Annotated in this window: 26 protein-coding genes; 6 read left to right on the top strand and 20 right to left on the bottom strand. The window is 37.4% G+C overall.

The features are described from left to right. Window positions 1–95: 95 nt before the first annotated feature. The gene (locus MOO47_RS04905; RefSeq protein ID WP_249512355.1) at window positions 96–1,283 is read right to left on the bottom strand and encodes a MalY/PatB family protein; all 1,188 of its coding nucleotides are present in this window, start codon (window positions 1,281–1,283) and stop codon (window positions 96–98) included. Window positions 1,284–1,388: 105 nt separating this feature from the next. On the opposite strand from MOO47_RS04905, the gene MOO47_RS04900 reads away from it, so the two are divergent. Both MOO47_RS04900 and MOO47_RS04895 read left to right on the top strand, forming a co-directional pair. Then, window positions 1,389–2,564, top strand: a complete 1,176-nt coding sequence (locus tag MOO47_RS04900) for an MFS transporter (protein WP_249512354.1) — start codon at window positions 1,389–1,391, stop codon at window positions 2,562–2,564. Between the two features lie 62 nt (window positions 2,565–2,626). After that, window positions 2,627–2,953, top strand: coding sequence for a hypothetical protein (locus tag MOO47_RS04895; RefSeq protein WP_249512353.1), 327 nt, complete (start codon window positions 2,627–2,629; stop codon window positions 2,951–2,953). Window positions 2,954–3,070: 117 nt separating this feature from the next. Here the strand turns inward: MOO47_RS04895 and MOO47_RS04890 are convergent, their stop codons facing one another. Both MOO47_RS04890 and MOO47_RS04885 read right to left on the bottom strand, forming a co-directional pair. After that, window positions 3,071–4,798, bottom strand: coding sequence for a pyruvate oxidase (locus MOO47_RS04890; protein WP_396022018.1), 1,728 nt, complete (start codon window positions 4,796–4,798; stop codon window positions 3,071–3,073). A gap of 207 nt (window positions 4,799–5,005) precedes the next feature. Beyond that, window positions 5,006–5,380, bottom strand: a complete 375-nt coding sequence (locus MOO47_RS04885) for a PaaI family thioesterase (RefSeq protein ID WP_249512352.1) — start codon at window positions 5,378–5,380, stop codon at window positions 5,006–5,008. A gap of 35 nt (window positions 5,381–5,415) precedes the next feature. Here MOO47_RS04885 and menB point away from each other — a divergent pair, with 35 nt between their 5' ends. Genes menB through MOO47_RS04870 form a run of 3 tightly spaced genes read left to right on the top strand, consistent with a single transcriptional unit; the run spans window position 5,416 to window position 8,256 of the window. After that, entirely contained in the window at window positions 5,416–6,231 is an 816-nt protein-coding gene (gene menB, locus MOO47_RS04880; protein WP_249512351.1) for a 1,4-dihydroxy-2-naphthoyl-CoA synthase, read from the top strand. Between the two features lie 33 nt (window positions 6,232–6,264). Continuing rightward, window positions 6,265–7,698 (top strand): o-succinylbenzoate--CoA ligase, encoded by a 1,434-nt coding sequence (locus MOO47_RS04875; RefSeq protein ID WP_249512350.1) that lies wholly within the window; start codon window positions 6,265–6,267, stop codon window positions 7,696–7,698. Window positions 7,699–7,728: 30 nt separating this feature from the next. Continuing rightward, on the top strand, window positions 7,729–8,256 hold the full coding sequence (locus tag MOO47_RS04870; RefSeq protein ID WP_249512349.1) for a DUF308 domain-containing protein: 528 nt from the start codon (window positions 7,729–7,731) through the stop codon (window positions 8,254–8,256). A gap of 659 nt (window positions 8,257–8,915) precedes the next feature. Here the strand turns inward: MOO47_RS04870 and MOO47_RS04865 are convergent. The 11 genes from MOO47_RS04865 to MOO47_RS04815 form a co-directional block, all read right to left on the bottom strand. Continuing rightward, on the bottom strand, window positions 8,916–9,284 hold the full coding sequence (locus tag MOO47_RS04865) for a type II toxin-antitoxin system PemK/MazF family toxin (RefSeq protein ID WP_396022017.1): 369 nt from the start codon (window positions 9,282–9,284) through the stop codon (window positions 8,916–8,918). Window positions 9,285–9,286: 2 nt separating this feature from the next. After that, entirely contained in the window at window positions 9,287–9,529 is a 243-nt protein-coding gene (locus tag MOO47_RS04860; protein WP_317617082.1) for a hypothetical protein, read from the bottom strand. A 560-nt stretch (window positions 9,530–10,089) separates the two neighbouring features. After that, window positions 10,090–10,785 (bottom strand): nicotinamide mononucleotide transporter family protein, encoded by a 696-nt coding sequence (locus MOO47_RS04855; protein ID WP_249512347.1) that lies wholly within the window; start codon window positions 10,783–10,785, stop codon window positions 10,090–10,092. 276 nt (window positions 10,786–11,061) lie between these two features. After that, entirely contained in the window at window positions 11,062–11,991 is a 930-nt protein-coding gene (locus MOO47_RS04850; protein WP_249512346.1) for an SDR family NAD(P)-dependent oxidoreductase, read from the bottom strand. Between the two features lie 83 nt (window positions 11,992–12,074). After that, window positions 12,075–13,046 carry an NADP-dependent oxidoreductase gene (locus MOO47_RS04845; RefSeq protein ID WP_249512345.1) on the bottom strand — a complete coding sequence of 324 codons (972 nt, stop codon included), beginning with the start codon at window positions 13,044–13,046 and terminating at the stop codon, window positions 12,075–12,077. Between the two features lie 47 nt (window positions 13,047–13,093). Further along, window positions 13,094–13,828 (bottom strand): HXXEE domain-containing protein, encoded by a 735-nt coding sequence (locus MOO47_RS04840; RefSeq protein WP_249512344.1) that lies wholly within the window; start codon window positions 13,826–13,828, stop codon window positions 13,094–13,096. Window positions 13,829–14,650: 822 nt separating this feature from the next. Continuing rightward, window positions 14,651–15,346, bottom strand: a complete 696-nt coding sequence (locus MOO47_RS04835) for an MFS transporter (protein WP_249512343.1) — start codon at window positions 15,344–15,346, stop codon at window positions 14,651–14,653. Next, on the bottom strand, window positions 15,336–15,713 hold the full coding sequence (locus tag MOO47_RS04830) for an MFS transporter (protein ID WP_249512342.1): 378 nt from the start codon (window positions 15,711–15,713) through the stop codon (window positions 15,336–15,338). Before MOO47_RS04830 ends, MOO47_RS04835 begins: the two co-directional genes overlap by 11 nt. Before the next feature lie 215 nt (window positions 15,714–15,928). Beyond that, a complete protein-coding gene (locus MOO47_RS04825; RefSeq protein WP_249512341.1) occupies window positions 15,929–16,783 on the bottom strand; it encodes a lysophospholipid acyltransferase family protein in 855 nt (284 codons plus the stop codon). Continuing rightward, window positions 16,780–17,736 (bottom strand): glycosyltransferase family 8 protein, encoded by a 957-nt coding sequence (locus MOO47_RS04820; RefSeq protein ID WP_249512340.1) that lies wholly within the window; start codon window positions 17,734–17,736, stop codon window positions 16,780–16,782. The genes MOO47_RS04825 and MOO47_RS04820 overlap by 4 nt, the downstream gene beginning before the upstream one ends. Next, window positions 17,729–18,463 (bottom strand): 1-acyl-sn-glycerol-3-phosphate acyltransferase, encoded by a 735-nt coding sequence (locus MOO47_RS04815; RefSeq protein WP_249512339.1) that lies wholly within the window; start codon window positions 18,461–18,463, stop codon window positions 17,729–17,731. Before MOO47_RS04815 ends, MOO47_RS04820 begins: the two co-directional genes overlap by 8 nt. A gap of 86 nt (window positions 18,464–18,549) precedes the next feature. Between MOO47_RS04815 and MOO47_RS04810 the strand changes: the two genes are divergently transcribed. Then, window positions 18,550–20,337, top strand: a complete 1,788-nt coding sequence (locus MOO47_RS04810) for an ABC transporter ATP-binding protein (RefSeq protein WP_396022016.1) — start codon at window positions 18,550–18,552, stop codon at window positions 20,335–20,337. Here MOO47_RS04810 and MOO47_RS04805 read toward each other — a convergent pair. The 6 genes from MOO47_RS04805 to MOO47_RS04780 all read right to left on the bottom strand — a co-directional run bounded on the left by MOO47_RS04805 (window position 20,326) and on the right by MOO47_RS04780 (window position 26,534). Further along, window positions 20,326–21,132 (bottom strand): glycosyltransferase, encoded by an 807-nt coding sequence (locus MOO47_RS04805; RefSeq protein ID WP_260523896.1) that lies wholly within the window; start codon window positions 21,130–21,132, stop codon window positions 20,326–20,328. The genes MOO47_RS04810 and MOO47_RS04805 overlap by 12 nt on opposite strands. Window positions 21,133–21,158: 26 nt before the next feature. Then, a complete protein-coding gene (locus MOO47_RS04800; RefSeq protein ID WP_249512336.1) occupies window positions 21,159–21,800 on the bottom strand; it encodes a TetR/AcrR family transcriptional regulator in 642 nt (213 codons plus the stop codon). A 129-nt stretch (window positions 21,801–21,929) separates the two neighbouring features. Then, complete coding sequence (locus tag MOO47_RS04795; protein WP_249512335.1) at window positions 21,930–23,579, bottom strand: glycoside hydrolase family 43 protein; 1,650 nt, start codon at window positions 23,577–23,579, stop codon at window positions 21,930–21,932. A gap of 16 nt (window positions 23,580–23,595) precedes the next feature. Continuing rightward, window positions 23,596–24,297: an L-ribulose-5-phosphate 4-epimerase gene (locus tag MOO47_RS04790; protein ID WP_249512334.1), complete on the bottom strand. Its 702-nt coding sequence runs from the start codon at window positions 24,295–24,297 to the stop codon at window positions 23,596–23,598. A gap of 11 nt (window positions 24,298–24,308) precedes the next feature. After that, window positions 24,309–25,559, bottom strand: a complete 1,251-nt coding sequence (locus MOO47_RS04785) for an oligosaccharide MFS transporter (RefSeq protein ID WP_249512333.1) — start codon at window positions 25,557–25,559, stop codon at window positions 24,309–24,311. A 15-nt stretch (window positions 25,560–25,574) separates the two neighbouring features. Beyond that, complete coding sequence (locus tag MOO47_RS04780) at window positions 25,575–26,534, bottom strand: glycoside hydrolase family 43 protein (RefSeq protein WP_249512332.1); 960 nt, start codon at window positions 26,532–26,534, stop codon at window positions 25,575–25,577. Between the last annotated feature and the right edge of the window lie 5 nt (window positions 26,535–26,539).

Here is a 26,539-nt window from a genome sequence, read left to right as displayed (position 1 = left end):
AACATCTAGTCTTTAAACCAGTTAATTGTCTAATTTTCGCAAAAATAAAGGTAATAAATTTTGAACGAAATCTACATGTCACATGTGATATATTTTTACTTATGCTCTAAACTTTGCAGAGCTTCAATCAAGCGATTCACGCCTTCTTCTAGCGTTTTGCGCGCTGTAGCAAAGTTCAAGCGAATGAATAAACCATCTTTGGCACTCAAACCAAAATCTTCGTTAGTTTGCAAGCCCACACCATGATCCGCTAAAGCTGTTTGCAAAGCTTTTTCAGAAACTCGTAAATAACTGACATCAATCCAAGATAAGTAAGTTGCTTCACTGCGAGTAACCTTAGCAGCCGTAGTTGTTTCGATTTGAGCAGTCATCCACTGCAAATTGTCTTTCAAATAACATAATAAATCGAGCAACCATTCATCCGATTGCTCATAAGCTGCGATCACTGCTGGCAAAGCAAACGCCGTTGGTAGATCAGGATCACAAGCATAAGCAGCTTGTTGCGTCATTTGTTGCCGATATTGCTTATTAGTGGTGTAATAGTAAGCGAACTGCAAACCCGCTAAGTTAAAAGTCTTTGAAGGCGACTTAAAAGTGATAATCTGATCTTGGTATTCCGGATAAACTTTAGCTAATGGCTGATAATGATAACCTGGCAAAATCAAGTCGCTATGAATATCATCAGACAAAATAATGACTTGATGCCGTTCACAAATTTGCGCAAATTGTTTTAATTCAGCTATAGTCCATACGCGTCCCGTGGGATTATGTGGATTACATAAAATGGCCATTTTAACCTGTTTGGTTTGAATTTGCTGTTCAAATAATTGCCAATCAAATTCATAACGACCATTGTGCTGATGTAAAGGGTTAGTAACTAAACGGCGCTTACTGCTTTCTACGGCACTTTGAAAATGACCATAAAGTGGTGTTTGCGTAATTATTGCATCACCTTCTTGTGTCAAGGCGCGAATCGCTAGTGACAAACCATTGACCACTCCCGCACTATAACCTAGAAAATGGCGATTAATTTGCCAGTCATTTTGTTTCTGCAACCAATCGGCGATCACTTGGGGCACCCGCGTTGTCTGTGGCTCCGTTACATAGCCGTAAATACCACGTTGTGCCTGCTCGCATATCGCTTTAACAACGGCTGGTGGCGATTGAAAATCCATATCCGCAATCCACATCGGCAACACTTCTTTGTGGTGGTAAACGGCTGCTGCGCCGTCCCATTTAATACTGTAAGTATTCTTTCTTGGTTGTACTTGATCAAATTCCATCAACAGTCCTCCGCAAAATTTAATATATCACTACTATACAATTAATGTAGGTAGTTCGTTATTATTTTTCATAAAAATTAAATTGTTATTCAGAAAGGAACTTTTATGTCTTCTAAAAAGTCAACTCATATTCTCATAGGGATCATCGCTTTAGCTGTAATTGCCCGCTTATCGTCCTCTACTTCACCTGCTATTGCAGCTATTGCACATGCTTTTCCACAAGCTAGTGATACTGCTGTCGAATCTATCGCAACCATTGGTGACGCAGCAGCAGTAATCTCTGCCTTACTAATCGGCAAGATGCTCAATCGCTGGTCTTTCAAATGGATTGCGCTGATAAGTGTTGCCATTTTAAGTCTGGGGGGACTTTTACCGTTACTCTTACATCAATCAGTCAATCAGTTACTACTTTGGGGGTTCATCGCTGGTTTGGGTACTGGCGGTATCACAACACTTTTGCCGAGTTTACAAGCTTATGCCTTTGACGGAGAAAAATTAGCCACCATGTTGGGCATTGTAGTTGCTATTGAGAATGGTTCTTCAATGTTACTCGTTTTTTTCAGTGGCTTATTGGCTAGTCAAAATTGGCTACATGCTTACTACCTATTTTTCCTAGCTTTAATTACACTCGTCATTACTTGCATCGTTATTCCTAATCGACGACCCGATCAAAAAAATGAAGGTACACCAGCCAACGAGGTGGTAACCACTCTTAAAATATCCCAAATTATTTATTACTTATTAGCTGCTAGCGTCATGGTTTTATTAGAAGCTGTTTTGTACAACAAAAATGCTTTATATATTCAGCAGTTTAAGCTTGGTTCTCCCGCTTTAGCTGGTAAAATTATGATGTTAGACGGCTTAGCAGCCATTGTGGTCGGCTTAATTATTAGGTGGTTGCGTCGCTTGTTTAAAAAATATATTTTAGTGTTCAACTTTTCTCTAGTAATCCTCGGCAGTTTGTTGCTGTTAACTTGGCATAGTGCGTTCAGTATTGCTATAGCAACCTTTGTCATTGGTGCTGCTAGTGCTTCCACCTTAATGACGGTACCATATATTTTATCCACTTTAACGCCTGCTCAACATTATCCGTTAGTAATGGGGATTTTTTCAGCGATCACTAGCCTAGGTTTTTCTAGTTCTGCTTTGTTATTTAATAGCATTGTGGGACATTTCACCAAAAACTTGTTACAAGGAACTTATATTATGCAGCTAATTATCGCTACCGTCATGGGAATATTATTAATTAGCACAACTTATTGGCAAAATCACAAATCATAGTAAATCTTTTATAATTGGCTTCTTTAGTGTATGATGAAAAGTAGTATCTAAGGAGGAATTGTGTGGATAAGCGTTACAGTGAGAAATTCATCACATCATTTTTAACCTTTTATATTCATCATTTCAATGCTGATGACTTGGAAGTTATTTCTCAATATGATGTGGATCATCATGTTAATGAATTGAATGCTTTTATTGCTTGGGATCGTAGTTTTCGCCTGAAGGACATCGTTCCGCTCCTCATCAACCGTCACATAGAAATTATCAATCTGTTGCTGGATGATTTGATCCAAAATGCCGATTTGGCGGTTGATACTCTAGATACGCCCCAAGCTTGGGAGAATTGGTACACGGAGCAAAAAAATCAGATCAGTTACCCTGATCGATAAAACAACTCAATAAAAAACGCACATCTTCAACTATTATGTTAACGATGTACGTTTTTTATTTGGCGTATTATAACTAAAAAATGCTGCCTTTTTTTGAAGAGACAGCATTTTTATATTCTATAAGAATTGACGCATGATTTCTCTCAATGGTGGCATCTTAGGAATTTCGAATTTTTCTTTGAAGTATTCAAAACCAAATTTCAAGTAACCTTCAGCTTCATCCTTGACAATTTTACCTGGTAAAGGCGCTTCATCATAAGTTGCAGCATTGATTAAAACTGGCTTAGTTGGATTCTTGTATTGCTCAATAGCTTGTGCAAATTCTTCGTCTGTCTTAACAGTCACACCGATACCGCCACAAGCCTCGGCAAATTTAGCAAAATCAATATCTGCCAAATCAATACCGTAGTTTTGTTGACCTACAGATTGTTGTTCGTATTCAATGAAAGCTAACAAGTGGTTATTAGATACTACGACCACCATTGGCAAATCATATTTAACAGCAGTAACAAAGTCTTGCATGACCATAGCAAAAGCACCGTCCCCACAAATAGCATAGGTCGGACGTTCAGGCATTGCTAATTTAGAAGCAATACTACCCGGTAAAGCACAGCCCATTGTTCCAAGCCAAGCGGAAATAGTATATTTCTGAGTAGACTTAACATCGATGAAACGCGCACCAAAGGAAGTAGAAGTACCAACATCAATGGACCAAACTGTATTATCTGGAGCAACTTCACTCATCTTAGCAAACATTTTAGATGGCAAAACGCCAGTATGTTTTTTATTTTTAGCATCTTCCATCCAAGAACGCCAAGTTTTCATATTTTTCTGGCAAGCAGACAAAAATGGACGTTGCGCTACCACTTCACCGCGAGTATTCAATAATGTTAGCGCATCTTTAGAATCAGCTACCAATGCTAAATCAATATTATGACGGTGACCAATTTTTTCTGGGTCATTGTCAATTTGAATAGCTGGAATCTTCTTATTCAAGTAAGGTGCATAAGGATAATCTGTTCCAATTAAAATTAGTAAATCAGAGTTGAACATAGCTTCATAAGCCGGCTTAGTACCTAATTTACCAATTTGTCCTAAGGCATTAGGATGATCGTCATCAATTGTACCTTTAGCAGGCATAGTTTGAATAAATGGGATAGAATAGCGTTCCACGAATTCTTTAGCTTCAACTTGAGCATTCTTAGCACCACCACCAATTAAAGCAACTGGTTTTTTAGCTTTTTGGATCATTGCTAAAGCTTTATCAATATCTGTAATATTAGTTTGTGGTTTATCAATGTAAAATTGCTCAGCCGTTGGTTGGAAAGTATCAGAAATAGTATGATTAGGGATATCATCAGGAATCGTCAACACAGCTACACCATTATGTGTGTAAGCAGCCCGAATAGCTTCGTCCATCACAGCGGGCAAAGTATTGGGATTGGTAACCATTTGATTATAAACAGCGACATCTTCAAACAATGTTGGTGTGTTAACTTCTTGGAAAAAGCCGGTCGTTAACAAATGCGATTGAATTTGACCTAAAATAGCCACAACTGGGGCATGATCCATCTTAGCATCGTATAAACCATTCAATAAATGGATCGCACCAGGTCCACCAATGGACAAACAAACACTCACTTTACCTGTTAACTTGCCATGTGCAGCAGCAGCTAAAGCAGCAACTTCTTCGTGGCGCACTTGTGTAAACTTAATTTTGTCACGTTGACGATACAAAGCTTCGACTGTTGTATCAACTGAATCACCGGGCAAACCATATACATTATCAATGCCCCAAGCTTCCATGACCTGGACCATTTTATCGGCTGCATTAATTTTTGTCATAATATAATCCTTCTCCGAATAAATTTCTAACTACATATTAGATACTTTAACACTAATCAATCACAAACTAAAGTTAAATAAATGTGGTTCCATAACTAGGCTTTGAAAGCTTTTTTCACAAATGATTGTGCACATATTAACACGATGTTGTTTGCAGTTGACCAATTAGCACTAATTAACTATGCTATTACAAGTGATACCCAGAAATCAACTGCTAATTTTTTGAATCTTAAGATTAACCGTACTAAAACTGGTCGCTTTAGTAACATCAACTTGATATGTGGTTGCTTGCCAAACTTGCACCTGATGTCCGATTTTGACAGGAACAGCTTGAACATATAGAATTCCCGTTTGGACGCTGCGGAGATGATTCGTATTAATTTGTAAGCCTACAGCAACATGTTCAGTGTCTAAAGTTAGATTAGCACCAATGCTCGCAGCTGTCTCGGCTAAAACTGCATTAATGCCACCATGTACCAAACCAAAAGGTTGTTTCACCTCAGCCGTCACAGGCATCTGTAAAACGACTTTTTCCGGCGTCTTAGTTACAGTTTGGATATGCAAAGATTCGATTAGATTCATTAAATTACCTCATTAAATATTAAAGGAGTTTTATTATGGCTGAATGGAAAACTATTACTACTTATTCCGAAATTTTGTTTGAACGTATGGACCACATTGCTAAAATAACAATCAATCGTCCGGAAGTACGCAATGCTTTTACTCCCGACACCATTCAAGAAATGATCGAAGCGTTCACTTATTGCCGCGACGATGAAAGTATTGGCGTAATTATTTTAACCGGACAAGGTGATCTCGCTTTTTGTTCTGGTGGCGACCAAAAAGTTCGGGGCAACGGTGGTTACGTCGGCAAAGATAAGATTGCTCGCCTCAACGTTTTAGATTTGCAACGTTTAATTCGCGTTATTCCTAAACCTGTTATTGCTATGGTGCGCGGTTGGTCTGTCGGCGGTGGTAATATTTTGCAACTAGTTTGTGATTTAACTATTGCTGCTGATAATGCTCAATTCATGCAAACTGGTCCTAAAGTCGGCAGTTTTGATGCCGGTTACGGTTCAGCTTACTTGGCACGCGTCATTGGTCATAAGAAAGCTAAAGAAGTTTGGTTCTTGTGCAAACCTTATACAGCCCAAGAAGCTTTAGAAATGGGTTGGATCAATAAAGTTGTTCCTTTAGCTGACGTAGAAAAAGAAACTTTAGCTTGGTGTCAAGAAATTTTGAAAAAATCGCCTACAGCTTTGCGCTTCATTAAAGCAGCCATGAATGCCGACACCGACGGATTAGCAGGTTTGCAACAAATCGCCGGCGATTCAACAATGCTCTTTTATGAAAGCGATGAAGGTAAAGAAGGGCGCGATGCCTTTGTAGAAAAACGTGAACCGGATTTTGATAAATTCCCCAAGTTTCCCTAATAATATGCTTTTTGGACAAAAGGATCAGCTATAATGGACAATTGGTTAACTAAACGTGCCACTTTATCGCCAAAACAAACTGCACTTGTTTATCAAGGACAAGCGTATTCATTTGCGCAAGTTTATGAACAAGTTCGCGCACTAACACAAAAAATCGCGACTTTAAACTTACAATCACAAGATCGCGTTGCCCTTTTTGGACAAAATAGTTGGCAAATGTATCTCAATATATTAGCTTTGCAGCAACTTAATGTCACGCTAGTTTTGTTAAATACGCGACTAGCTGCTAATGAGTTGCAAGATCAATTAGCTGATGCACAAGTTAAATATTGTTTCTGTGACCAAAATCAAGTACCAGAAAATTTACGAGCAGTCACGAATACTAAAATTTTAACACCAAAAATGTTACAAAACTTAGCAAATATATCTTATCAAGCAGCTGAGTTGCAAGATAGCGATATTGCCAGCATTATGTACACTTCTGGCACAACCGGCAAGCCCAAAGGCGTTATCCAAACTTATGGTAATCACTGGGCTTCGGCTATGAACACGTTATTAAATTTCCAAGTTACTCAACAAGATGCTTGGTTGTGTGTAGTACCGTTATTTCATATTTCTGGCTTTTCAATTCTTCTGCGTTCTTTAATTTATGGCATTCCGATTTATTTGGAGCCTAAATTCTCTGCTGCCACATGTCATCAATTATTAATTACGCAAAAAATAACAATTTTTTCTGTAGTGCCGACAATGTTACAAGAATTATTAGCAGTCAATCCACAGGCAACGCCATATAATTCAGCTTTTCGCTTAATGTTTTTGGGCGGTGCACCTAGCGACAGCCAAACTTTGCAACAATGTCAAGAACGGCAAATTCCATTGGTACAATCTTACGGTATGACCGAAACTTGTTCCAATATTGTGGCTTTAAATCCAGCTGACGCGACACGCAAACCGGGCTCGTGCGGTCAAGCGCTGTTTACCAATCAAGTGCGGATTAGTTCTACAGGTGAGATCCAACTTAAGTCACCTGCTTTAGCCCCAAGTTATTGGCAAAATGATGCTTTATTCCAACAAAAATTAACACCAGATGGTTGGTTTAAAACCGGTGATGTCGGCTATTTAGATGAACAAAATTATTTATTTGTGCAAGGTAGAAGTGATGATATGTTCGTTTCTGGTGGCGAAAATATTTTTCCCAACGAAATTGAAGCTGTTTACCAGCAAATACCGGCTATCAAAGAAATCGTGGTTGACCACCAAGCAGACAATAAGTGGGGCGCAGTACCGATTGCTTATCTCATAGACGATGCTTCTTTAACTAAAGCACAATTACAAGCTTTTGGACGTCAAAACTTAGCACATTATAAAGTGCCGGTGGAATTTCGCCGAATATCGGCTTTTCCGCGCACTGGCAGTGGTAAAATCCAGCGCCATGCATTAGCAAAATTATCTTTCGAGTTACTTTAATTGTTTACATTTTAAATTTAGGTGATATATATGAATCAATATTCACGCAAGTTTCATTGGTATCGCTGGTTGAGAATTGTATTTTTGTTTCTAGCTGGGCTTTTAATTGTGCTCAATCCTAATAAAAGCTTAAATGGTATACTTTATCTCATCGCAGCTTACTTGGTTTTTTTAGGCATCATTGCTTTGCGTGATGGTTGGCTATTAGCTAAAAACAATAGCGATAACAATAGTCCCTTTGCAACAGCAACGATTTCTTTTATTTTAGCAATTTTAATTTTTCCGGTGGCACATATTCTATTGCCATTGTTGCCACTAATTTTAGGGATTATCTTACTAATTAATGGCGTCAATCAATTCTTCAATGCGCGTGTGAATCGCAAATATGTTAATATCACGCCTTGGCCAGATTATATTTATTCGTTGCTACTGATTATTGTAGGTGTTGTCTTAATCTTTAACCCGTTTGGCATGCTGCAATTATTCTTTAGGATTTTAGGAATTGGCTTAATGATTTTAGCGATTTTAGAATTCATCAATACGCGACTTTATCATTAAAAATAGTGCCTGATCGGCGCTATTTTTTTATGTGGATTATCAAAAGAACTTTACTATTGACGGCGCATTTTGCTATGATGAAATTAATGAGAAATTATTAGGCTTTGAGACGTCATTTTGTTTAATAAATCTTTCATTAAAACGTACAAAAACTTCATATGTAAAATAATTGCTAGGCTTTTTATTTGATTTGAGGTTTTTATACCCTTAAGGATTTAGCAGTAGTAAAACTGGCTATCGTTCCAGCGCAAAAAGTTTTATGTTTTTGTACCCTTAAGGATTTAACAGTAGTAAAACACTCGACGGGGACATCAAAGTGACGGTTTTGTTTTTGTACTCTTAAGGATTTAGCAGTAGTAAAACGTATTTTTAAATTGATTCTATTCATGATCAGTTTTTGTACTCCTAAAAATTCAGCAAAACTAAAAAGAAAGGTACATTGCCCAAATTAAATTTATTTTTTTACGAAGTCTCTCAAAATAACATAATCGTTTTATAAATAAAAAAGGCGCTGCAACAGCCAAAGTCATGTGAAGCAATTTTTTTGTTTATTCTGGTTACCCTGTTGCAGTCCTTCAGTTTCTTACGTATTAATTATACGTAAGAATTTCCCAAAAGATTTCAGAATAGCACTACTTATAAATCTCTTGCATAAATTATCACAAACCTAACATGTCTTTTACATAAGGTAACAAGTCTTGATAAGTTTTATCACTAATTTTGTTTACAATCGCACCGTTGCGGGCCATAAAATCAAAATTCTGCAATTGCCAAAGTGCGATAAATCCCTTAACACCTGCATTTTTGCCACCACTTAATAGAATAGGCAGATAACGTGGATTATTCATATATCTATTTGATGTTGTAATTGGCATTGCTAAGATCATGCCCGTTGCCTTTGTATAACTACTCGAACTCATAACAACCATATGTCGTCTAACATTGCCACTATGCGGTGCATGTCCACCATATTCTCTTCCTGAATAAGGTTCCGCATCTACAATAACAACATCTTTTTGTTCTGGCATTTTCATTCTTTCGGCCATTCTTTTCCGACTGGATTAAGCTGTTGTAATTCAGGATCCTCTAATAAATCTTTTTGGTAATCATATTGCATCCAATCTAAATTATCAAAAATATTTTGCTTTTTTACTGGTTGATAAACAATAGAACCGTCAGATCTATTCTCAACTTCGTACTTATAACCAACCTTATCTTTTAAAGTCGATGGAGCAGTTAAAACAAGACTATTGCCAGATTTTCGAAGCGTCACAAATTTACTCATTGAAAATCACCTACCTTCTTTGTCAAAGAATATACTAAAATATAGTTATTATCAATACATTTGTATATACATTTAGGTATTGTTAATAATTTCAGTGTAATTAAATATTAAAGAACTTTACTATTTGTCAATGTTTTTGCTATGATAAAATCAATGAGAAATTATTAGGCTATGAGACGTCATTTTGTTTAATAAATCTTTTATTAAATTGTGCAAAAACTTCATATGTAAAATAATTATTAGACTTTTTATTTGATTTGAGGTTTTTGTACCCTTAAGGATTTAGCAGTAGTAAAACTATAACTGGTTATCTTTGATCTATGTTTTAGTTTTTGTACCCTTAAGGATTTAGCAGTAGTAAAACTAAACAAGTAGTATCCGCGAGAGAATTGTAGTTTTTGTACCCTTAAGGATTTAGCAGTAGTAAAACCAAAATAATTAACTAGCTAGTATGAGGTGACAATAATTTTAAATAGTATTTCTTATTACTTGATTGCTAGTCATTAAATAAAAAAGAAGAGAAAATTGTCTCTTCTTTTTTTATTTATCTAGGCTGGCTTTTTCCAGAAGCTAGCTGCAGCAACAGCATTAATAATATAATAAATATATTTTCCGACATTAGCAAAGTTCCCCTGAACAAAAGCTTTAATTAACTGAGCAATATTATATATGAACCAATAACTCCACTGAACAGATAATTTCATCGCATTTAAAATATTCGCCGCCATTGATAACCCAAAAACTATCGTGGTTAACCAGAACAAAAGACTAATTTTGCCTTGATAACCAGCATAATTCACGAGATAACTAAACACAAAACTAACTAATAAGATAGCTAACACCGTCAGCAAACCTTTCCTGCCGGTTAAAGGCTTACTTGCTTTATATTTCTCACTATTTTTCCACTTATTAATGGCTAGTACATAAATTATAAAAGTAATGGGATAAGTTATAACAGCAGCTTTATTTCCTAGTAGATAGTCAATCGTTCCTGATAAAACAGTATTAATAATTCCTACTATATTACCAGAGTTTAACATGCGCCCAGTCAAGCGCGTTGACATAACTGACAAAACGGTATTAAAAATACTGATAATACCAAAGGGCACCCAACGTGTCCACGAACCCCAGTTGACTACATCAGCTAAGGTTTCTGTTAAGTAACCTGAAGCAATGGAAATTATTATGACAATGGCAATTCCTAGCAAGTCAAACCATTTTGATTTGGCTATTTTAACTAACATCTAAGTCATCTCCTGCTTGTTTTTAAGAAGGCGTAACGGAAGCAACCCTCTTTTGCTTACTGATTATACTATTACGGTTAAAATTTTTTTATTATAATTTATTGATCCCTTTCAAGATAATGCATTAGACCAAACAAGCCAAAATGGACAGTAGACGGTCGTACAATAGTATGAATTGCAGGACTAGCAAAATAAAACACCCATAATATTAACAGTGAATGCTAATAATACAGGTGTTTTAAAATAAACTTTAATTTTTAGAACAAATAATTTTTATCAATTTTTACTAGAATCTTGAATTTTTTGCATCATAGAAGATTTAGGATCTGCTAAGCTTTGACCACCGTCAACAGTGATGTTCACTCCACTGATATACTGACCCATATCAGAAGCTAAGAACAAAACTGCCTTCGCGATATCATCTGGGAAGCCTAATCGACCTAAAGGCATCATGCTTTTTATCATTTGAGGTAATTTATTTAAAATAGTATTAAAATCAGGTCCATCCGATCCATTAGCGCTATCAGAACCCGCAAATGACTGAGCTAGATCTCCCATGTCACCGCCTTTTAAAGCTGCCAAACGTTCTTCGGTCATCGTTCCACCAGGAGTTACTGCATTCACAACAATACCATTTTGTCCTAACTCTTGTGCCAATGCTTGTGTAACATACCATAATGCACTCTTAGCGGCACCATAAGCAATCAACGAACTAAGTGGTTTATTAGCGGCCGTCGACAAAATATTAATGATTCGTCCACCATTGCCGGCAGCAATCATTTTCTCTGCAGCTAACTTAGCAAAGAAAAAGGCTCCCTTAGTATCAATCGCAAAAGTCTGATCCCAAGTTTTTTCGTCCATGTCCATAGCATTTTTCATGGGAAAAACAGCTGCACAATTAACTAAAATATCAACTGCTCCAAATTTTTCAACGGTGTAGTCAACCACCCGCTTAGAATCTTGTATTTTACTAGAATCAGCTTGCACTCCCACAACATTGCCACCTGCAGCGGTAATTTCTTCTTGAGTTTGTTGTAAAGCGTCTTTTCCTCTGGCCGTAAAAACTACTGTAGCCCCGGCTTCAGATAATCGCTTAACTATTTGTTTCCCGATACCGCGACTACCACCCGTTACAATAGCTACTTTGTTTTTTAAAGATAAAAGCTCAGTAAATTTTTCTGGTTCTGGTATTGAAAATTCAGTCATAAAACATTCTCCTCAAATTAAATCCATCATCCACACGCTTAAAATGAAGTGGGCTACAAAATAATCCTATACGCTAAAATTTTCTAATTAAGATCATTGTCCACTACAACTATTACCTTGCCATGTGTTTGTCCAGCAGTTGCATGGGCTTGCACAATTTGGTCTAACGGATAACGTTCAGTAACATATGGTTTAACAACATTGTTTTCCACTAATTTAACAACTTCTTGTAGATCATTGGTTGCAGGAGTCACTGCCATAGTAGAAGCCTTAATTTTATACTGTTCAGCCAGCTCTTCACTTGCTGGATTTAGAGTAGATACAAGATGACCACCCTCTTTTATGCTAGGAATAAATTGATCCAGTGCTTCCGTCGAGATCGGCGCAATACTAAAAACAGCATCTAATTTTTCATTCACATGGTTTTCTAGGCTATCATTTGCATAGTCAAAAACATCATCTGCACCTAAAGATTTCAGAAAATCTAAATTCTTCGAAGAAGCAGATGAGATAACATGAGCTCCTAGCCCTTTAGCTATCTGGATTGCAAAAGAACCAACTCCTCCTGCACCTCCTGCAATGAAGATACGATCACCTTTATTGACCTGGCAATGTGTTAATAAACCTTGGTAAGCAGTCAAGGCTGCACAAGGCAAGGTAGCAGCATCAGCAAGTGATACATTGCTTGGTGCATGGACCAGCATACTTGTCGGATCATCAATTGCCAAAGCAACATATTCAGCTGCCGCACCATCTTTTTGAAAATCAACGTTAGCTCCAATAACTCTGTCACCAGATTTAAAATCTGTAACTTGACTTCCAACTTCCGTAACTATCCCAGAAAAATCAATTTGCGGAATATGTGGGAACTGAACATCTCCCAATTGTCCCATTCTTTGATAACCATCTAAGGGATTAAAGGAAACAGCGGCAACTTTGACTAACACTTGATTGTCACTAATTTGAGGCATTGGCATTTGACCAACTTCAAGAACCTCAGGTCCACCAAATTCATTATAATATGCTGCTTCCATCGTCTTTTTTTGTTCTGTCATAAAAAAAATCTCCAATATCTGTTCATCATGCAGTTAAATTAACATGACTAATATTTTATTTGCACAAACCGCTTTCCATCTACATTTTCAATTAACCACCATAAGAATAAGGCTAGACATGCATTAATAATTTGCAGTAAAACTAAAATTTGTGAGCCAATTAGTCCATGTGTAAACATTATAATGGAAGCCATCAAAAATAGATGGGAAAAGGCACCGGTTCCAACAACAAGCCACATTGTAACATACTTCAGCTTTCCTTTCCCGAAACAACTATAAAAAGTCCACAAAGAAAGTGGTAAGAAAATAACTATTGCTGATAAAGCTCCTGAATTATAACCACGACCAATAAAGAAAGGAACAATATGAGAAAAAGCATTTAACAATTCTTCACCTGCCATTCCAACAGCAAAAACTTTATGACCTTTGCGTGCAAGTACAGCTGCGATTGGTGATGCAATCCAAAACATTGATATATTGACTGCGGTAAAAAAGTCTGCAGGTGGATTACCGCCGACACTTGCCCCAGTATTTAACATTTTTGACATAGTCGTTGGGAAATTATACAGAGCACCTGTTAAGTCTATCCCATACTCTTCCGTGTTATGAATTAAATAAGCTGCTGTTAAGGCCCAAGCTAGCCAAGCTGGGTCACGCCAACGTGTGATATTTAAGTTGCGCCGTAAAAAATTAGTACAAAATAGCAAAATTATAATTACGATAGCCCCTCCTAAACCAATCCAGGGCCAAACCCATTGATACCAAGGCGTTGTATTTATCATTTTTACCGTTCAACTCCTAACATTCTTTATTTTTTCAATTGATATTAATTCTTGTATTAAAAACTCTGTTGTTTACTTGTTCAACATTGAAACCACATAACTAGCTAATACATGATCAAATATCCTTATTGTAGCTAATATTCAATATTTGTAGGCAAGTTATGCTTAACAAATTGATCTGATCCGCATTTAAATTACGCAAAACTTGTTTAAAATTCGCTACTCGTCAACCCGTAATTGTTTGACATTTGCTAATTTTGAAATTATATACGCAATAATCAGATTAATAATAGTATCTAACAATTAATATTTTGCTTTAAATTATTGATAAACTGTTCTTCCGCTGACAATAAAATTAACTTTGCACGTAAAACAGCCTTTTGTCTTTCGGTTAAAATAAATTCATTTAACTTTTCTGCAAATAAAAATAAATATCATCAGCTACACACATTGTAACCTCCTTAACATTGCGACAACGTTACATAATCCCTTATACGGTTTGATTTATACCTTCGTCGTAAATTTTTTGCTTGAATGATTTTGAGTAATTTGATTACCTTACCTCAATAATTTTTCAAAATAACATTTTATGCTGAAAAAAACCAATTATCGACTTGCGCACTATGCAATAACATCTTTATTTTAAAAATCACAATTGTGTTAAACCGGTATTACTGGCTAGCCCCATGATAAGGACGCAAAAAAGCCCTGCGCTAACAGGACTTCCCAGTGGGGCTATATATAACAGTGGACCATTAGTACTCCACTTAATAAATTCTCTTGGGCGAATATTTTAATCAGCCCGCAATCAGCTACCAAATATTAATCTGTTGCATCATTAAATTCAAATACTCCATAAATTATTAACGTTAATATTAAACAAAATAAGCCTGAGTATATGAATATATTTTGCACGTGAATTTTGCTCAATAAAATTGATGCGATAATTCCTCCAATAGGTGTTAGAACCGATTGAACAGTAACTACAACTCCTGATACTGTTCCTAACGTATTACTGGGGATTCTTTCTTGTCTAATTGATTCCCAAGAAATCAAGGCTATCGTTCCAAAAAAGTTTTGAACCATTCCTGATAGTACAACAATCAAATAATTAGTACTCAAACCCATTGTTATTATACTAATAGCAAATACACCAACACCTAAAACTATCGAGAATTTATAAGAAAACTTCGCTATCAAATAATTAATGAGCAGACTAGCTAACAAAACCGGAACAAACTCAAATAATACAAAAGTTAAACCTAAATAGATTCCCTTTAAATGCAAGTTATGGATGAAGTAGTATTGTAAGATACTTCCTATGCACCCCAAAGAGAAATATAACACGACCATAATATACAGATAAAATTTTAGCCAAGAAAAATCGGCGAAAACTGTTAACATATTTTTAAAATTCCAATGAGATTTGTTAGCTGTTGCTACATTATCATCATTTACATATTTTAAATGAAATAAAATGAAGCCTGATAAGACAAAAGAACCCGCATTAATGAGCAACGCCCATAACACCAATAATCAAAGTAGCAAACACCGGTCCTATTAAGCTAACAATGGAATCAAAAAGACTCAAAAGACTGTTAGAATCAACAACTTCATCTTTCTTAACGATATTGGGCAAAATCGCTGTGAATGCCGGTGTATAAAATGAGGATATCGCCGACAAAATAAAAGTCAAAACAAAGATGATAATTACGGAAATATTGGGCTCAATGAGATGCAAACCAAATAAACATATTGTTGTAAGACCCGAGATAATATCACCTAATATCAGAATCTTTTTTCTATCAACGATGTCCGCAATTTTCCCACCAATAATTCCAAATAACAATCCCGGAAGCAAGGTCAGTGTGAAATTTAATGCCATCAGGCTACCAGACTAGTATATTCGTAGACGAGCCAGGGCAAACCAAAACGTTGCATTTGGGAGCCAATATCAGAAAGAAATTTAGCTGAAACAAGATATTTTAAGTTTTTATTTGTCTTTATCACACTTAAGTGATTAATCATATAAATTTATCCTTATTTTGAATTAGGTCATCAACATTAAGAATAGCGTTTCATTAATAAAATATCTCACTTTTACATATAATTCCCAGCAATATCTGCAGCTTCGAATTCCGGCTTAAAAGCTTTGTGATAGGCTTGTTCATAAGCCGCCACTTTTTGTTGATAATCAAGCTGGCGCATCTTTTCCGACGCTGCATTAATTGACAAACTCGAATCTACCAGGATCGGCTTTAAGACCATTAATTCATAGCGGATCGCGTGAGGATCTTTATTGGTTGGTGCATCATACATTGCCGTAAAACAAGACAAAATAGGCACCTGATTCTTAGCCGCATAATAATAGGCCCCGCGTTGTAAAGGTCGCGGCTTGCGATAATTGAACCACATTTCCCGCTCTGGGTAGATTAGCAGTGGCAATTGCTGATGCAAAGTATGTGTAATTAAACTTTGAAAATCCTTCTTCATATAGGTAAAGCTTTGGCTCACTGGAATCGTATCCGTGTAATTCATCAAATAACCCAAAACTCCAGGCATTTTCAAATTGGTCGGTTCAATGACAATCGCCATCCGTCGCAACTGCAACCCCCGGCGAAGCAGCAAACTATCAATCGGACTAAAATGATTGGAAGTAATAATAGCTGGCATTTTTAGAGCTGGCAAATTATTGTTTGGCGTAACTTGCAAGCTTTTACTCAGCGTCGCCGCTGCCAAATTCATGATAGTTCGCGCGGCATGATTATTTAAGCGATACTTCACAGTGGGTAATAATTGCTCGAAATCGCTAATTGCCTGCTGTTCGTCCGCTAAACTCATGATTGGATCATTAATCTCGACTTTAGCGTGCCAAGCTTCATCGCGAACATTAGTTTGAATATTTTGAATTACCGGCTGGCGATCGCCTAAATCGACAAAATGGTCAATCATCATAAGGAAATTTGCACTCCTTGCTCGGCCCGGGCACGAAAAGTAGTGTCCGTTTTGGCAATTTGGACGGCTAAATTCATTAATTCCGCTGCGTTTTTATCGTCTTTTTGTACAGCTGTTGGGTCAACTTGCTGCAATTGCTGTTGTAGTTGCTCATAGTAAGGCGTGTTTTTAGCATAACGCCAAAAATATTCTTGACGCGGAGCAGCAGCGTAATACCAAGGTTTCTCAAATAAATTCCAGTGAATGATCGCTGCAGGCGTACTCTCTGGAAAAGTAATCATGACATTCCATTTAGAATCTAACCGCTGAATCTTATTTTTCGCAATGGCATTCAAATAATCTTGATCTGGCGCCAAACTACGAAAATGGTACTTATTAAGAAGCTGGAAGAAATGATCTGCAAAATGATTCTCGCGCAACGCCTTGAGATCCATCAACAAAACACCAGAATTAACATATTTATCACCCTTCACGCCAATAGCTTGCTGCGCATAATTGAAAGTTTCAGGATTTTCCACAATAAAACGATCCACTACTGCACCAATCCAGTTAGCACCTAATGATATATCAAATAAATTAGCAATATCCGTATTAACCACGGTATCAGCATCTAAATAAATGGCTTTATCAAATTGCGGAAACAACTCAGCAATAAATAAGCGGAAATAAATCGTATAAGTAAAATAATCTGCGCGTAATTTATTATCAGTATCCGTAATTTGTTTTTTAATTTGATCCGTAATAGAAACAAACTCCAATTGCACCTGATTTTGCGTTAGTGATTGCAATTGTTGCTGATTGGTCGCTGATAAATCATCGCACAAGACGATAACGTGATAATACCGATCAGGATTACTATTTTGCACAAGTGAATTTAAAGCTACCGCTAGATAAGGGGCATAGTGATCGTCTACGGAAAAAAAGACGGGAATTTCATGATTAGAATTATTCATAGTTAGAGGAATTCCTTTCCTGTATATAATTATAATATTTAAAATTGCTATTATGGCTGCGCATCTGCATTTTAGAGCGAATTTGCTCGTGTAAGTTTTGTTGATTTTGCTTAGGAGTAAGCTGGGAGTCAAAAGCAAAAGGCCCATCAACATAAACCACCATTTTAGGGCGGCGAGACAATTTAGCATGCTGATAAGTTATAGTCAGACTAAAGCTAGGCAATGGTAACACCGCCGAATAATGAAAACTAGCACTTGTAAAAGGACGAATTTCTGTGAAATAAGGCCAGACATGCGCTTCTGGATAAATAAATACCAATTGTTTTTGTTGCAAACGTGTTTTGACAGCCTTGTTAAAGTTCCCCAAACTAGTTTTACCGTCTGGAATCACTAGCGCACCACCCAGCGTTAACAAATGCCCGATGATGGGAATGCCTAAATTAGCTTGACTACAAATAATATATGGTCGCTTAGGAAAAGCTGCTATAAAGGGCAACAATGCATCTCCTAAAGGTTGGGTATGATTGCAATAGACAACACCGCCTTTCTGGTTATTGTGCCGCAATTTATGTATATCTCGAAACCGTAAATGCAGCCAACCGTAACAATACAAACTACTAAAAATAACAATCACATAATAAAATAGCTGAGAAATCACACGATAAAAGAAGTTTGTATGGATCCAGCGATGTTTATCAGTGAGTTTAGTCATTTGTTTTTTAGACATCACGACATCATCGCTGTAAGATTGATAATGGATAGTTTTTTGATACATCATTTAATCCTTTACTTTTGTAAGTTGCTTCATTTAAGATGACAGAGAATAATAATTTAGGAGTAAGCTTTGTGCAAAATTTCAACCGACAAAACCTCAGTAACAGTTATCATAATTTAAGAGATCTTATACATAAAATCAACCCGAATTATTGGCAATTAGTGGCTGGGCTCGCCCTAGGGACTATGTCAATTGTCATTCAACTAATCGTCCCAATAATTGCAAAACAATTAGTGGCAATGGTGCAAAAATCACTGGCGCACGTCGATATTCGCTTAGTAATTTTGGGAGGCGGACTTTTTTTATTGAGTACGTTAATTGGCGCCTTTTCGGGCAGTTTTCTCGGCTTTTTCGGTGAAGAAGTAGTCTTTAAATTACGCTTAAAATTATGGGACAAGCTTTTAATTGTGCCACTCGGCTTTTTTGATGCCAAGCAATCCGGTGAAATTGCCTCACGCGTTACCAACGATGCTAATCAAGTCAAAGAATTATTAGCGAACTCCCTACCTAAAATGCTAACATCATTATTGCAATTAATTGGTGCCTTGATTTTCATGCTAGCCATGGATTGGCAATTAACCGTGATTTTATTTTTGGCAGTGCCATTATTAATCCTTATTTTATTGCCAGTCTTTCATCGTTCCAGCAAAATAGCTGGACAACGGCAAAATTTACTTGCCCAATTTAACGGGCAAATCAGTGAAATGATTGGCGCAATCACGTTGGTCAAAGCAGATAATGCTGAAAAACTAGAACATCAAAGCGGACACCGGAAATTGCAACAATTATATCACGTCGGGCGTCAAGAAGCAGTTTATGATGCCATCGTCGGTCCCGTAACCGGCATTATTATGCTAGCAGCGGTGTTTAGTATTTTAATATACGGTGAAATTCGCATCAAAAGTGGCTCTTTAGACATGGGCACATTGCTTGCTTTCATGATGTATTTAGTGCAATTAATGGTACCGTTCACTACTCTAGGACAATTTTTGACTGATTTAGCCAAAGTTGATGGTTCCACCAGCAAAATTCGCGACCTATTGGCTGAACCTGCCGAAGATCAAAATAAAGGTTTGCGCGTTAACTACCAGCAACAATTATTAACTTTCCATGATGTTCACTTCGCTTATCCTGATGGGCGCCAAGCTTTGAAAGGAATAGATTTAACAATCCAGCCCCAAACTACAGTGGCGTTTGTGGGGCCCTCAGGCAGCGGTAAATCAACAATTTTCAATTTATTGGAAGGTTTTTATTATCCTAGCAGTGGCACGATTAAAATCGGCGACATTGATTTACAGAAAATCAATTTAGCTCATTGGCGCCAACAATTAGGTTTGGTTGATCAAAATTCTGCAGCTGTCACGGGTACTATTCGCGAGAATCTCACTTACGGCTTACCAGAGAACTATGGTGACAAACAGTTATGGCACGTTTTAGAATTAGCCCATGCCAAAGAATTTGTGGCACAAATGCCGGAGCAATTAGCCTCACAAGTTGGTGAACATGGCATGAACTTATCCGGTGGACAACGCCAACGTCTAGCGATTGCGCGCGTCTTTTTGCGTGATCCAAAAATTTTATTACTTGATGAAGCCACTGCTAGCTTAGATTTAGAATCAGAAACCTTAATTCAGCAATCACTAGATCAATTAATGGTGGGGCGCTTAACCCTGATTATTGCACACCGGTTGAACACAATCATTAACGCAGATCAAATTTATTTTATTAAAGATGGGCAAGTGCAAAACGTTGGTACTCATGATGAGCTACTGCAAAATTACCCACCGTATCGTGCTTATTTTCAGGACCAATTTTTAACGAATTAATGCCAAATATTCTAGAAAAACGTCCTTATCATTGCCGGTTAAATCGTGCTCCAAAACTTTATCAATTTCCCAAGGCTTGATGCTCACTGTATGAATTACGGGCAACAACTTCCAATTCGTAGAAAAATGCTGAAAAACTGTATTAGTGTCCACCCCATGCTGCTCATTAAATCTGCGCTCAGCAAAGCGTTTTGTGCGCGCAAATTTGTTAATTGCTGATTGATCTGGCATGATAAGCTTATGCTTGCGACAATAGGTGCGACACTTAGCCAACAATCCCGTCTGTCGAATTTTTTGCATATTTAACAGCAACACACCGGAATTCAAGTAATCGAATTTCTGTAATTGATAATGAAAAAACCAGCGCCCATAATAATCTAAAACGCCCACTAATTCAGTTTCTGTAAGATCTTGCTGGTAAAATTCTGTAAAATCATGATGACAAATCACATCAGCATCCAAATACAAGATTCGCTCAGGAATAGCCGGAACCAAATCTAAATACAAGCGCAACATGCTGTAAGGCGTGAACATCGTATTGAGATTAGCTACCGGCGGATAATGGTTAAAAAGCTCCGTTAAATCAATTTTATTTAGCGTATGCTGTGGATTTTTGTGATGCAAAACTGTTGCCAAAAATGACTCATGTTCTGCACTAAAAGCCTGAAATTGGTGGTTCTTATTATTTAGAGAAGCGGTAATCAAATAAAAATTACACGGTGTTGGCGCATGCTTAGCAATCGACAGCATCGATAATAAAATGCCGTGAAACATTTGATCATCACCGCAATACAAAATATTAATACGCTAGACCTCCTTAATTAATTGGCTGATAAACCATTCGTAATAAATGTGATTAAATGACAAACTCCAACTTGCGGTTGCCATGATTTTTGCGGAAATAATACATAGTGCTCCAAAAAATAACCAAAAATATTCGTTAGAATAAAGCGGAAAATTTCTGTATTATTCCAATTCACAATCTTTTGACGTGCGCGCAAATAATTGATTTCCGTATCAAAATCTTGCATCAAAGTTTGCGGATAATATTGTACTAGTTTTTGCCGCCAAACAGCATCCGTAATCATTTCATTCAAATAAATTTGCGTCAATTCTTGATGCTGCTGGCAAAAATCCAGACGATTATGAACCATTAAAGTAATCAATTCATTGAGATCAGCCGTCTTTTTTTGTAATACTTTTTGCGAAAATTCCTTAATCACATCTGGCAAAATATGGTGTGCCACGGGTTTCAAAATCATCGTTAAAATACCCTGTTTGTTGGTGAAACACTTAAATAATGATGCTTCAGAAACCTGCGCCTTACGGGCAATCTGATGCGTTGCCGTATTGCTATAGCCTTGTTTAGCAAACAATTCAATAGCGCTAAGGAACAACTTATATTTAACTGCCGTAAAATGGCGTGCTTCTGGAAAGAGCGCGTACAAAGCAGCATCATCCATTAGATCACCCCCCTAATCATTTAGTGAATACTTACTATTTAGTACAGTGTTACTATAAAGGTTTTTTATCGCAGATGCAAAAAATAATACTGAAACCACTTCGATTTCAGTATTATTATGATAGAAAATTTATTTATTGTATAATTTGGAACCCCAAATCACTTCATTATTACCCATAGCTGCAAAAACAAGCACGTTATTACGTTGCGCAGATTCATCTTGCTGCAGCTTGAATTGACCGGTATAATGCTGACCATTCGCGCTCACAATTTCCATTTGTAATTGCTGATAGCCATTAGAATGCACACTCCAAGTTCCCGTTAGCGCGCCTTTGACTTGATGTTGAGCATCCAACGTCACTTGTGCTTTGGGAATAGCAGTAACTTGTGTTTGCGTATTATTATTCACAAACTCATAAGTGCCCGGAATCTGATTGATAATTTTTTGCTGATTGCTACGATCAATCTGCAATTCGTGTCCCGTATATTCAAATGGCAACGACACCGGCCAATTATCCTGGTTCATAATTGTTTGGTGCACGCGCACTTCATGATTTTCAGCACCATTATTAAAACGTGTGTGATTGACAATATACATTGTCTGATCATTATCTAAATAAGCAGAATTATGCCCTGGTGACATATAAGCAGATGGCAAACAATTAAAATCATAATTACCCATCATTTTGACACCGTATTGCTGATTATCTTGCTTAGTTACATCGCTATTAGCTTCTTTAGTATAAATCGGCTGCTTGCCATTACTATCGACATACTTGCCGTCGATGGTTTTAGAACGAAATAGGCGCATATTGTAGCCACCGTTACTAAACAATCCACCATAAGTCGTGAATAAATAATAATAATCTGTTTTTGGATCATACTTGATATAGGGTGCTTCACCTGATTCATGATAACCACCAATTAAGTGCGTACCAAAGTAACGATCCACATTTTGTCCAGCAGCATTTGTACTATCTTTACCTGGATAAATTGCTTGCCCTGTTTGCGCATTGAGTGGCAAAATGAAAATACCACCCGACCACGAACCATAAGCCAAATACATTTGCCCATTCTTATCCGTAGTTACATTCACATCAATCGCATTGGGCGCATAATCATTATTATAATAACCATTGCCGCGAACCCATTTATTATTAAAACCGGAAATCTTGCCTTGCTTGATTAAACTAGCAACGTTAGTTTGTTGATAAGCGGTACTTTTAGTGCTAGGTGCTTGTTTTTGTCCCGTTTTTGTGAAACCCGAATAGATTACACTATCTACATAATGGTAAGGTCCTTCAACATTTTTAGAAACCGCATAACCAATTACCGAACGAATCCAGCTTGATGACGTTGAAAAGTAATACATATAAGCACCCTTTGTGCCATCATTCCAACGATATTGTGCATTCCAGACCACATCGGGCGCCCAAATTGCATAATTACCGCCTGCTGTATCACCATCATTATGACCTGCCCAATCAAACATCGGCTTTAACTCTTGATCATAATTAGTAAAAATCTGCGAAGGTTGTTCGTATTCTTGCTTAAACATTGGCGTCCAATCTAATAAATTATTCGATTTAGCTTGCGCTTGATGCGAGCCAAAGATATAAAATTCATTAGATTTAGGGTCACGAAAGATTGATGGATCATGCACTGCTACACGTTGTGGATGATATAAGTCAGCGTAAACCTTCATTTGCCGACTACCACCAAAAATTAAGCCACCAAATAACAATAACAATCCTAAGCGCCAAATCTTTTTTTGTTTCATCGCTTACTCCTCCTTACTAATCATTACTTTGCCCGTAATAAGCATTTTTGCCATGCTTGCGGTAATAGTGTTTGTCGCGTAAATACTTTGGCAAAGCTAAATTAGCCGAAGTTAACTGCAAGGAATGGTAATCTTCTTGCGCGACAATTTCCAAAACTTTAGCATTATAAACCGCCTGTGCTGCCGTTTTTCCCCATGTAAATGGTCCATGTTGACTAACTAAAGCTGCGGGCGTTGCTTCATAATCCAAACCTCGTTGAGCAAAAGTTTCCACAATTGCTTGTCCCGTATTGCCTTCATAATCAGCTTCAATCTCGGCTGCGGTAAGCGGTCGTGCTGCAGGAATGGCTGTATAAAAAGTATCCGCGTGTGTCGTATTTAAAGCAGGAATATCCATTTGTGCCGCTGCAAAAGCTACTGCCCATGGTGAATGCGTATGCACAATGCCTCCAATTTTGGAAAATTGATTGTATAAAATTACATGCGTCGGTGTATCGCTAGAAGGATTCAGCTTACCTTCGACCACTTCGCCATTTAAATCCACGACCACTAGATCAGCGGGTTGCAACTTTTCATAATCTACACCTGATGGCTTGATAACAAATAAACCTTGTTCACGATCTATGCCTGACACATTACCCCATGTGAAATTTACTAAATCTAATTTCGGCAATTGCATATTAGCCTCATAGACTTCTTGTTTTAACTGTTCTAACATTTCTTACCCCCTTATTCTTGTTGCACATTTGACGACACTTCACCAGCCTGCACTGGATCTTCTTTCCTCAGGAAAAAAGCAGCAAATAAAGTAATGACGAACACAACTACACCCATCATGATATAAGTGTGCTGATAACCAATTTGATCGTACAACTTGCCTGCAACCGCTGAAAAAATAAATACCGAAATCTGCTTAGCAAAATTAGAAGCTAACGCATAAACTGTTGCGTACAAACGAATATCAAAGGCACCCGCAATATATTTCATGATCGAAGTCAATAATAATGGCATTTCTAGTCCTGCCAACAATCGAAAGCCAACGACCCAACCCCAAGAAGGTGCTAACGCCGATCCTAAAATACGCACACAAGTTAAGAAACCATAAATAATCAAGCCGTTGCGCGAACCAATTTTATTGATTATAAAAGGCATTGGAAACATCAATAAAAACTCAATAATCGTTTGTCCAGAAGTCATATAGCTATAAACTAAAGTACCATCACCAGCATGCGTGAAGAAAGTTTTGAAAAAGATAATAAATTGCTGATCAAAAACATCAAAAATAGCAGCTGCTCCCATATAAAAGATTGATAAAATCCAAAAATTGGCATTCTTGAAAACGGACCTTACTAATGACATATCTAAAGAGTTAGAAGTGTCACCAGCAGCTGCCGCGTTCGCTAAATTGATTTTGTCGCTGAACAACAATAAACCAACTAAGAGCACAGCAGCCATGGAACAAAGCCAAAAAATTGAATTCGGTTGCCATAAAAATAAACGTCCAGCCACTAAAGAAGCCACGATACCCGCTAATGATCCACCTAAACGCGAGTGCGAATATTCAAAGCCATTGGCTAAACTAGCACGTTGAATGTATTGTTCAATTACACTAACTCCGCCATTTAAAACAAAGCTCAAAAAAATACCGGTCACGATCGCCACTAACAACGAATTCAGTCGCATCAATGGCAAGAAAGCCCACTGAAAATAAGGACCAATGAAGATCGCCGCAATAGCAATGGAGAGAATCAAAGTTTTTTTAAATAGTAATTTATCCGAAATCATGCCGAAAAAGGGCTGAAAAATCAGAGAAATACCTGCCATCATGGAGAAAACAAGACCTGATTGCATCCCATTCAAATGACCAACATTTTCCATCCATAAAGTCAAATAACCATAAATAGTGGCCCAAATAAAAAAGTAACTAAAATGTGTTAATGGAAATCCCCAAAAATGTTTGCTTGTCTTACTTGTATCCATCCCTAGCTCCCCTTTTTACTGATAGTTATATGGCACCGGCTTACCAAAATCAGGCTGTCCTGTAGCATCCCAAGTAAAGGGTTGCACTTTAGTATGCCGATTCGGATCATACAATGGATCACCCTGAATATCCGTATAATCACGGCAATGATAGACCAAAATATCCGTTTGATCATCTTCAGCTACCGTAAAACTGTTATGGCCAGGTCCATATTGTTGGTGCGCCAAATCGCTTTGAAAGACTGGTTGTTGACCTTTTTGCCATTGATTGGCATCTAATAAATTCGCTTGGTCAGAAATCTGCAACATACCCATACAATAATTTTCATCAGTAGCGCTCGCTGAATACGTCAAGAAAAACTTATCACCATGATGAATCACCGCCGGCCCTTCATTCACCCAAAAAATTCGCGTTTCCCAAGATAATTCAGGCTTTGATAACATCACCGGCTTGGTTTTTAGTGTCCAAGGATTGCTCATTTGGGCAATATACAAATTAGAATTTCCTTTAATTTGGGGATCTTTTTGTGCCCACACGTAATACAACTCCCCTGCATGCTCAAAACAGGTTGCATCTAGCGCAAATGTATCCAAGGGTGTTTTAATTTGTCCCCGCTCTTGCCAATCGGCTTCTTGCATTGAATCACCACTACATTCTAAGCAAAACATTCGGTGCTGAAACATCCCATTAGTATCAAAAGCCGTCGTAGCAGCTGCTGCAAAATAGATATACCATTTGCCCGCCAAATAATGAATCTCAGGTGCCCAAATCAACTGACTCATTGCACCAGTTTGATGTTTGTGCCAAATCGTCCGTGGAGCAGCATGGGCCAAACCTGCTAATGTATGTGCTCGCCGAATTTCAATCCGATCGTAAGCAGGCACTGAAGCCGTAAAATAGTAATAACCGTCGGTATGCTTATAAATATAAGGATCGGCGCGTTGCACTATTAACGGATTAATATAAGTCGCCATTTCCT

The organism is Bombilactobacillus thymidiniphilus, from assembly GCF_023380245.1.
Taxonomy (GTDB): Bacteria; Bacillota; Bacilli; order Lactobacillales; family Lactobacillaceae; genus Bombilactobacillus; species Bombilactobacillus thymidiniphilus.
Note: the sequence above shows the minus strand (reverse complement) of the source record. Positions and strands in the feature narration are given on the sequence as shown.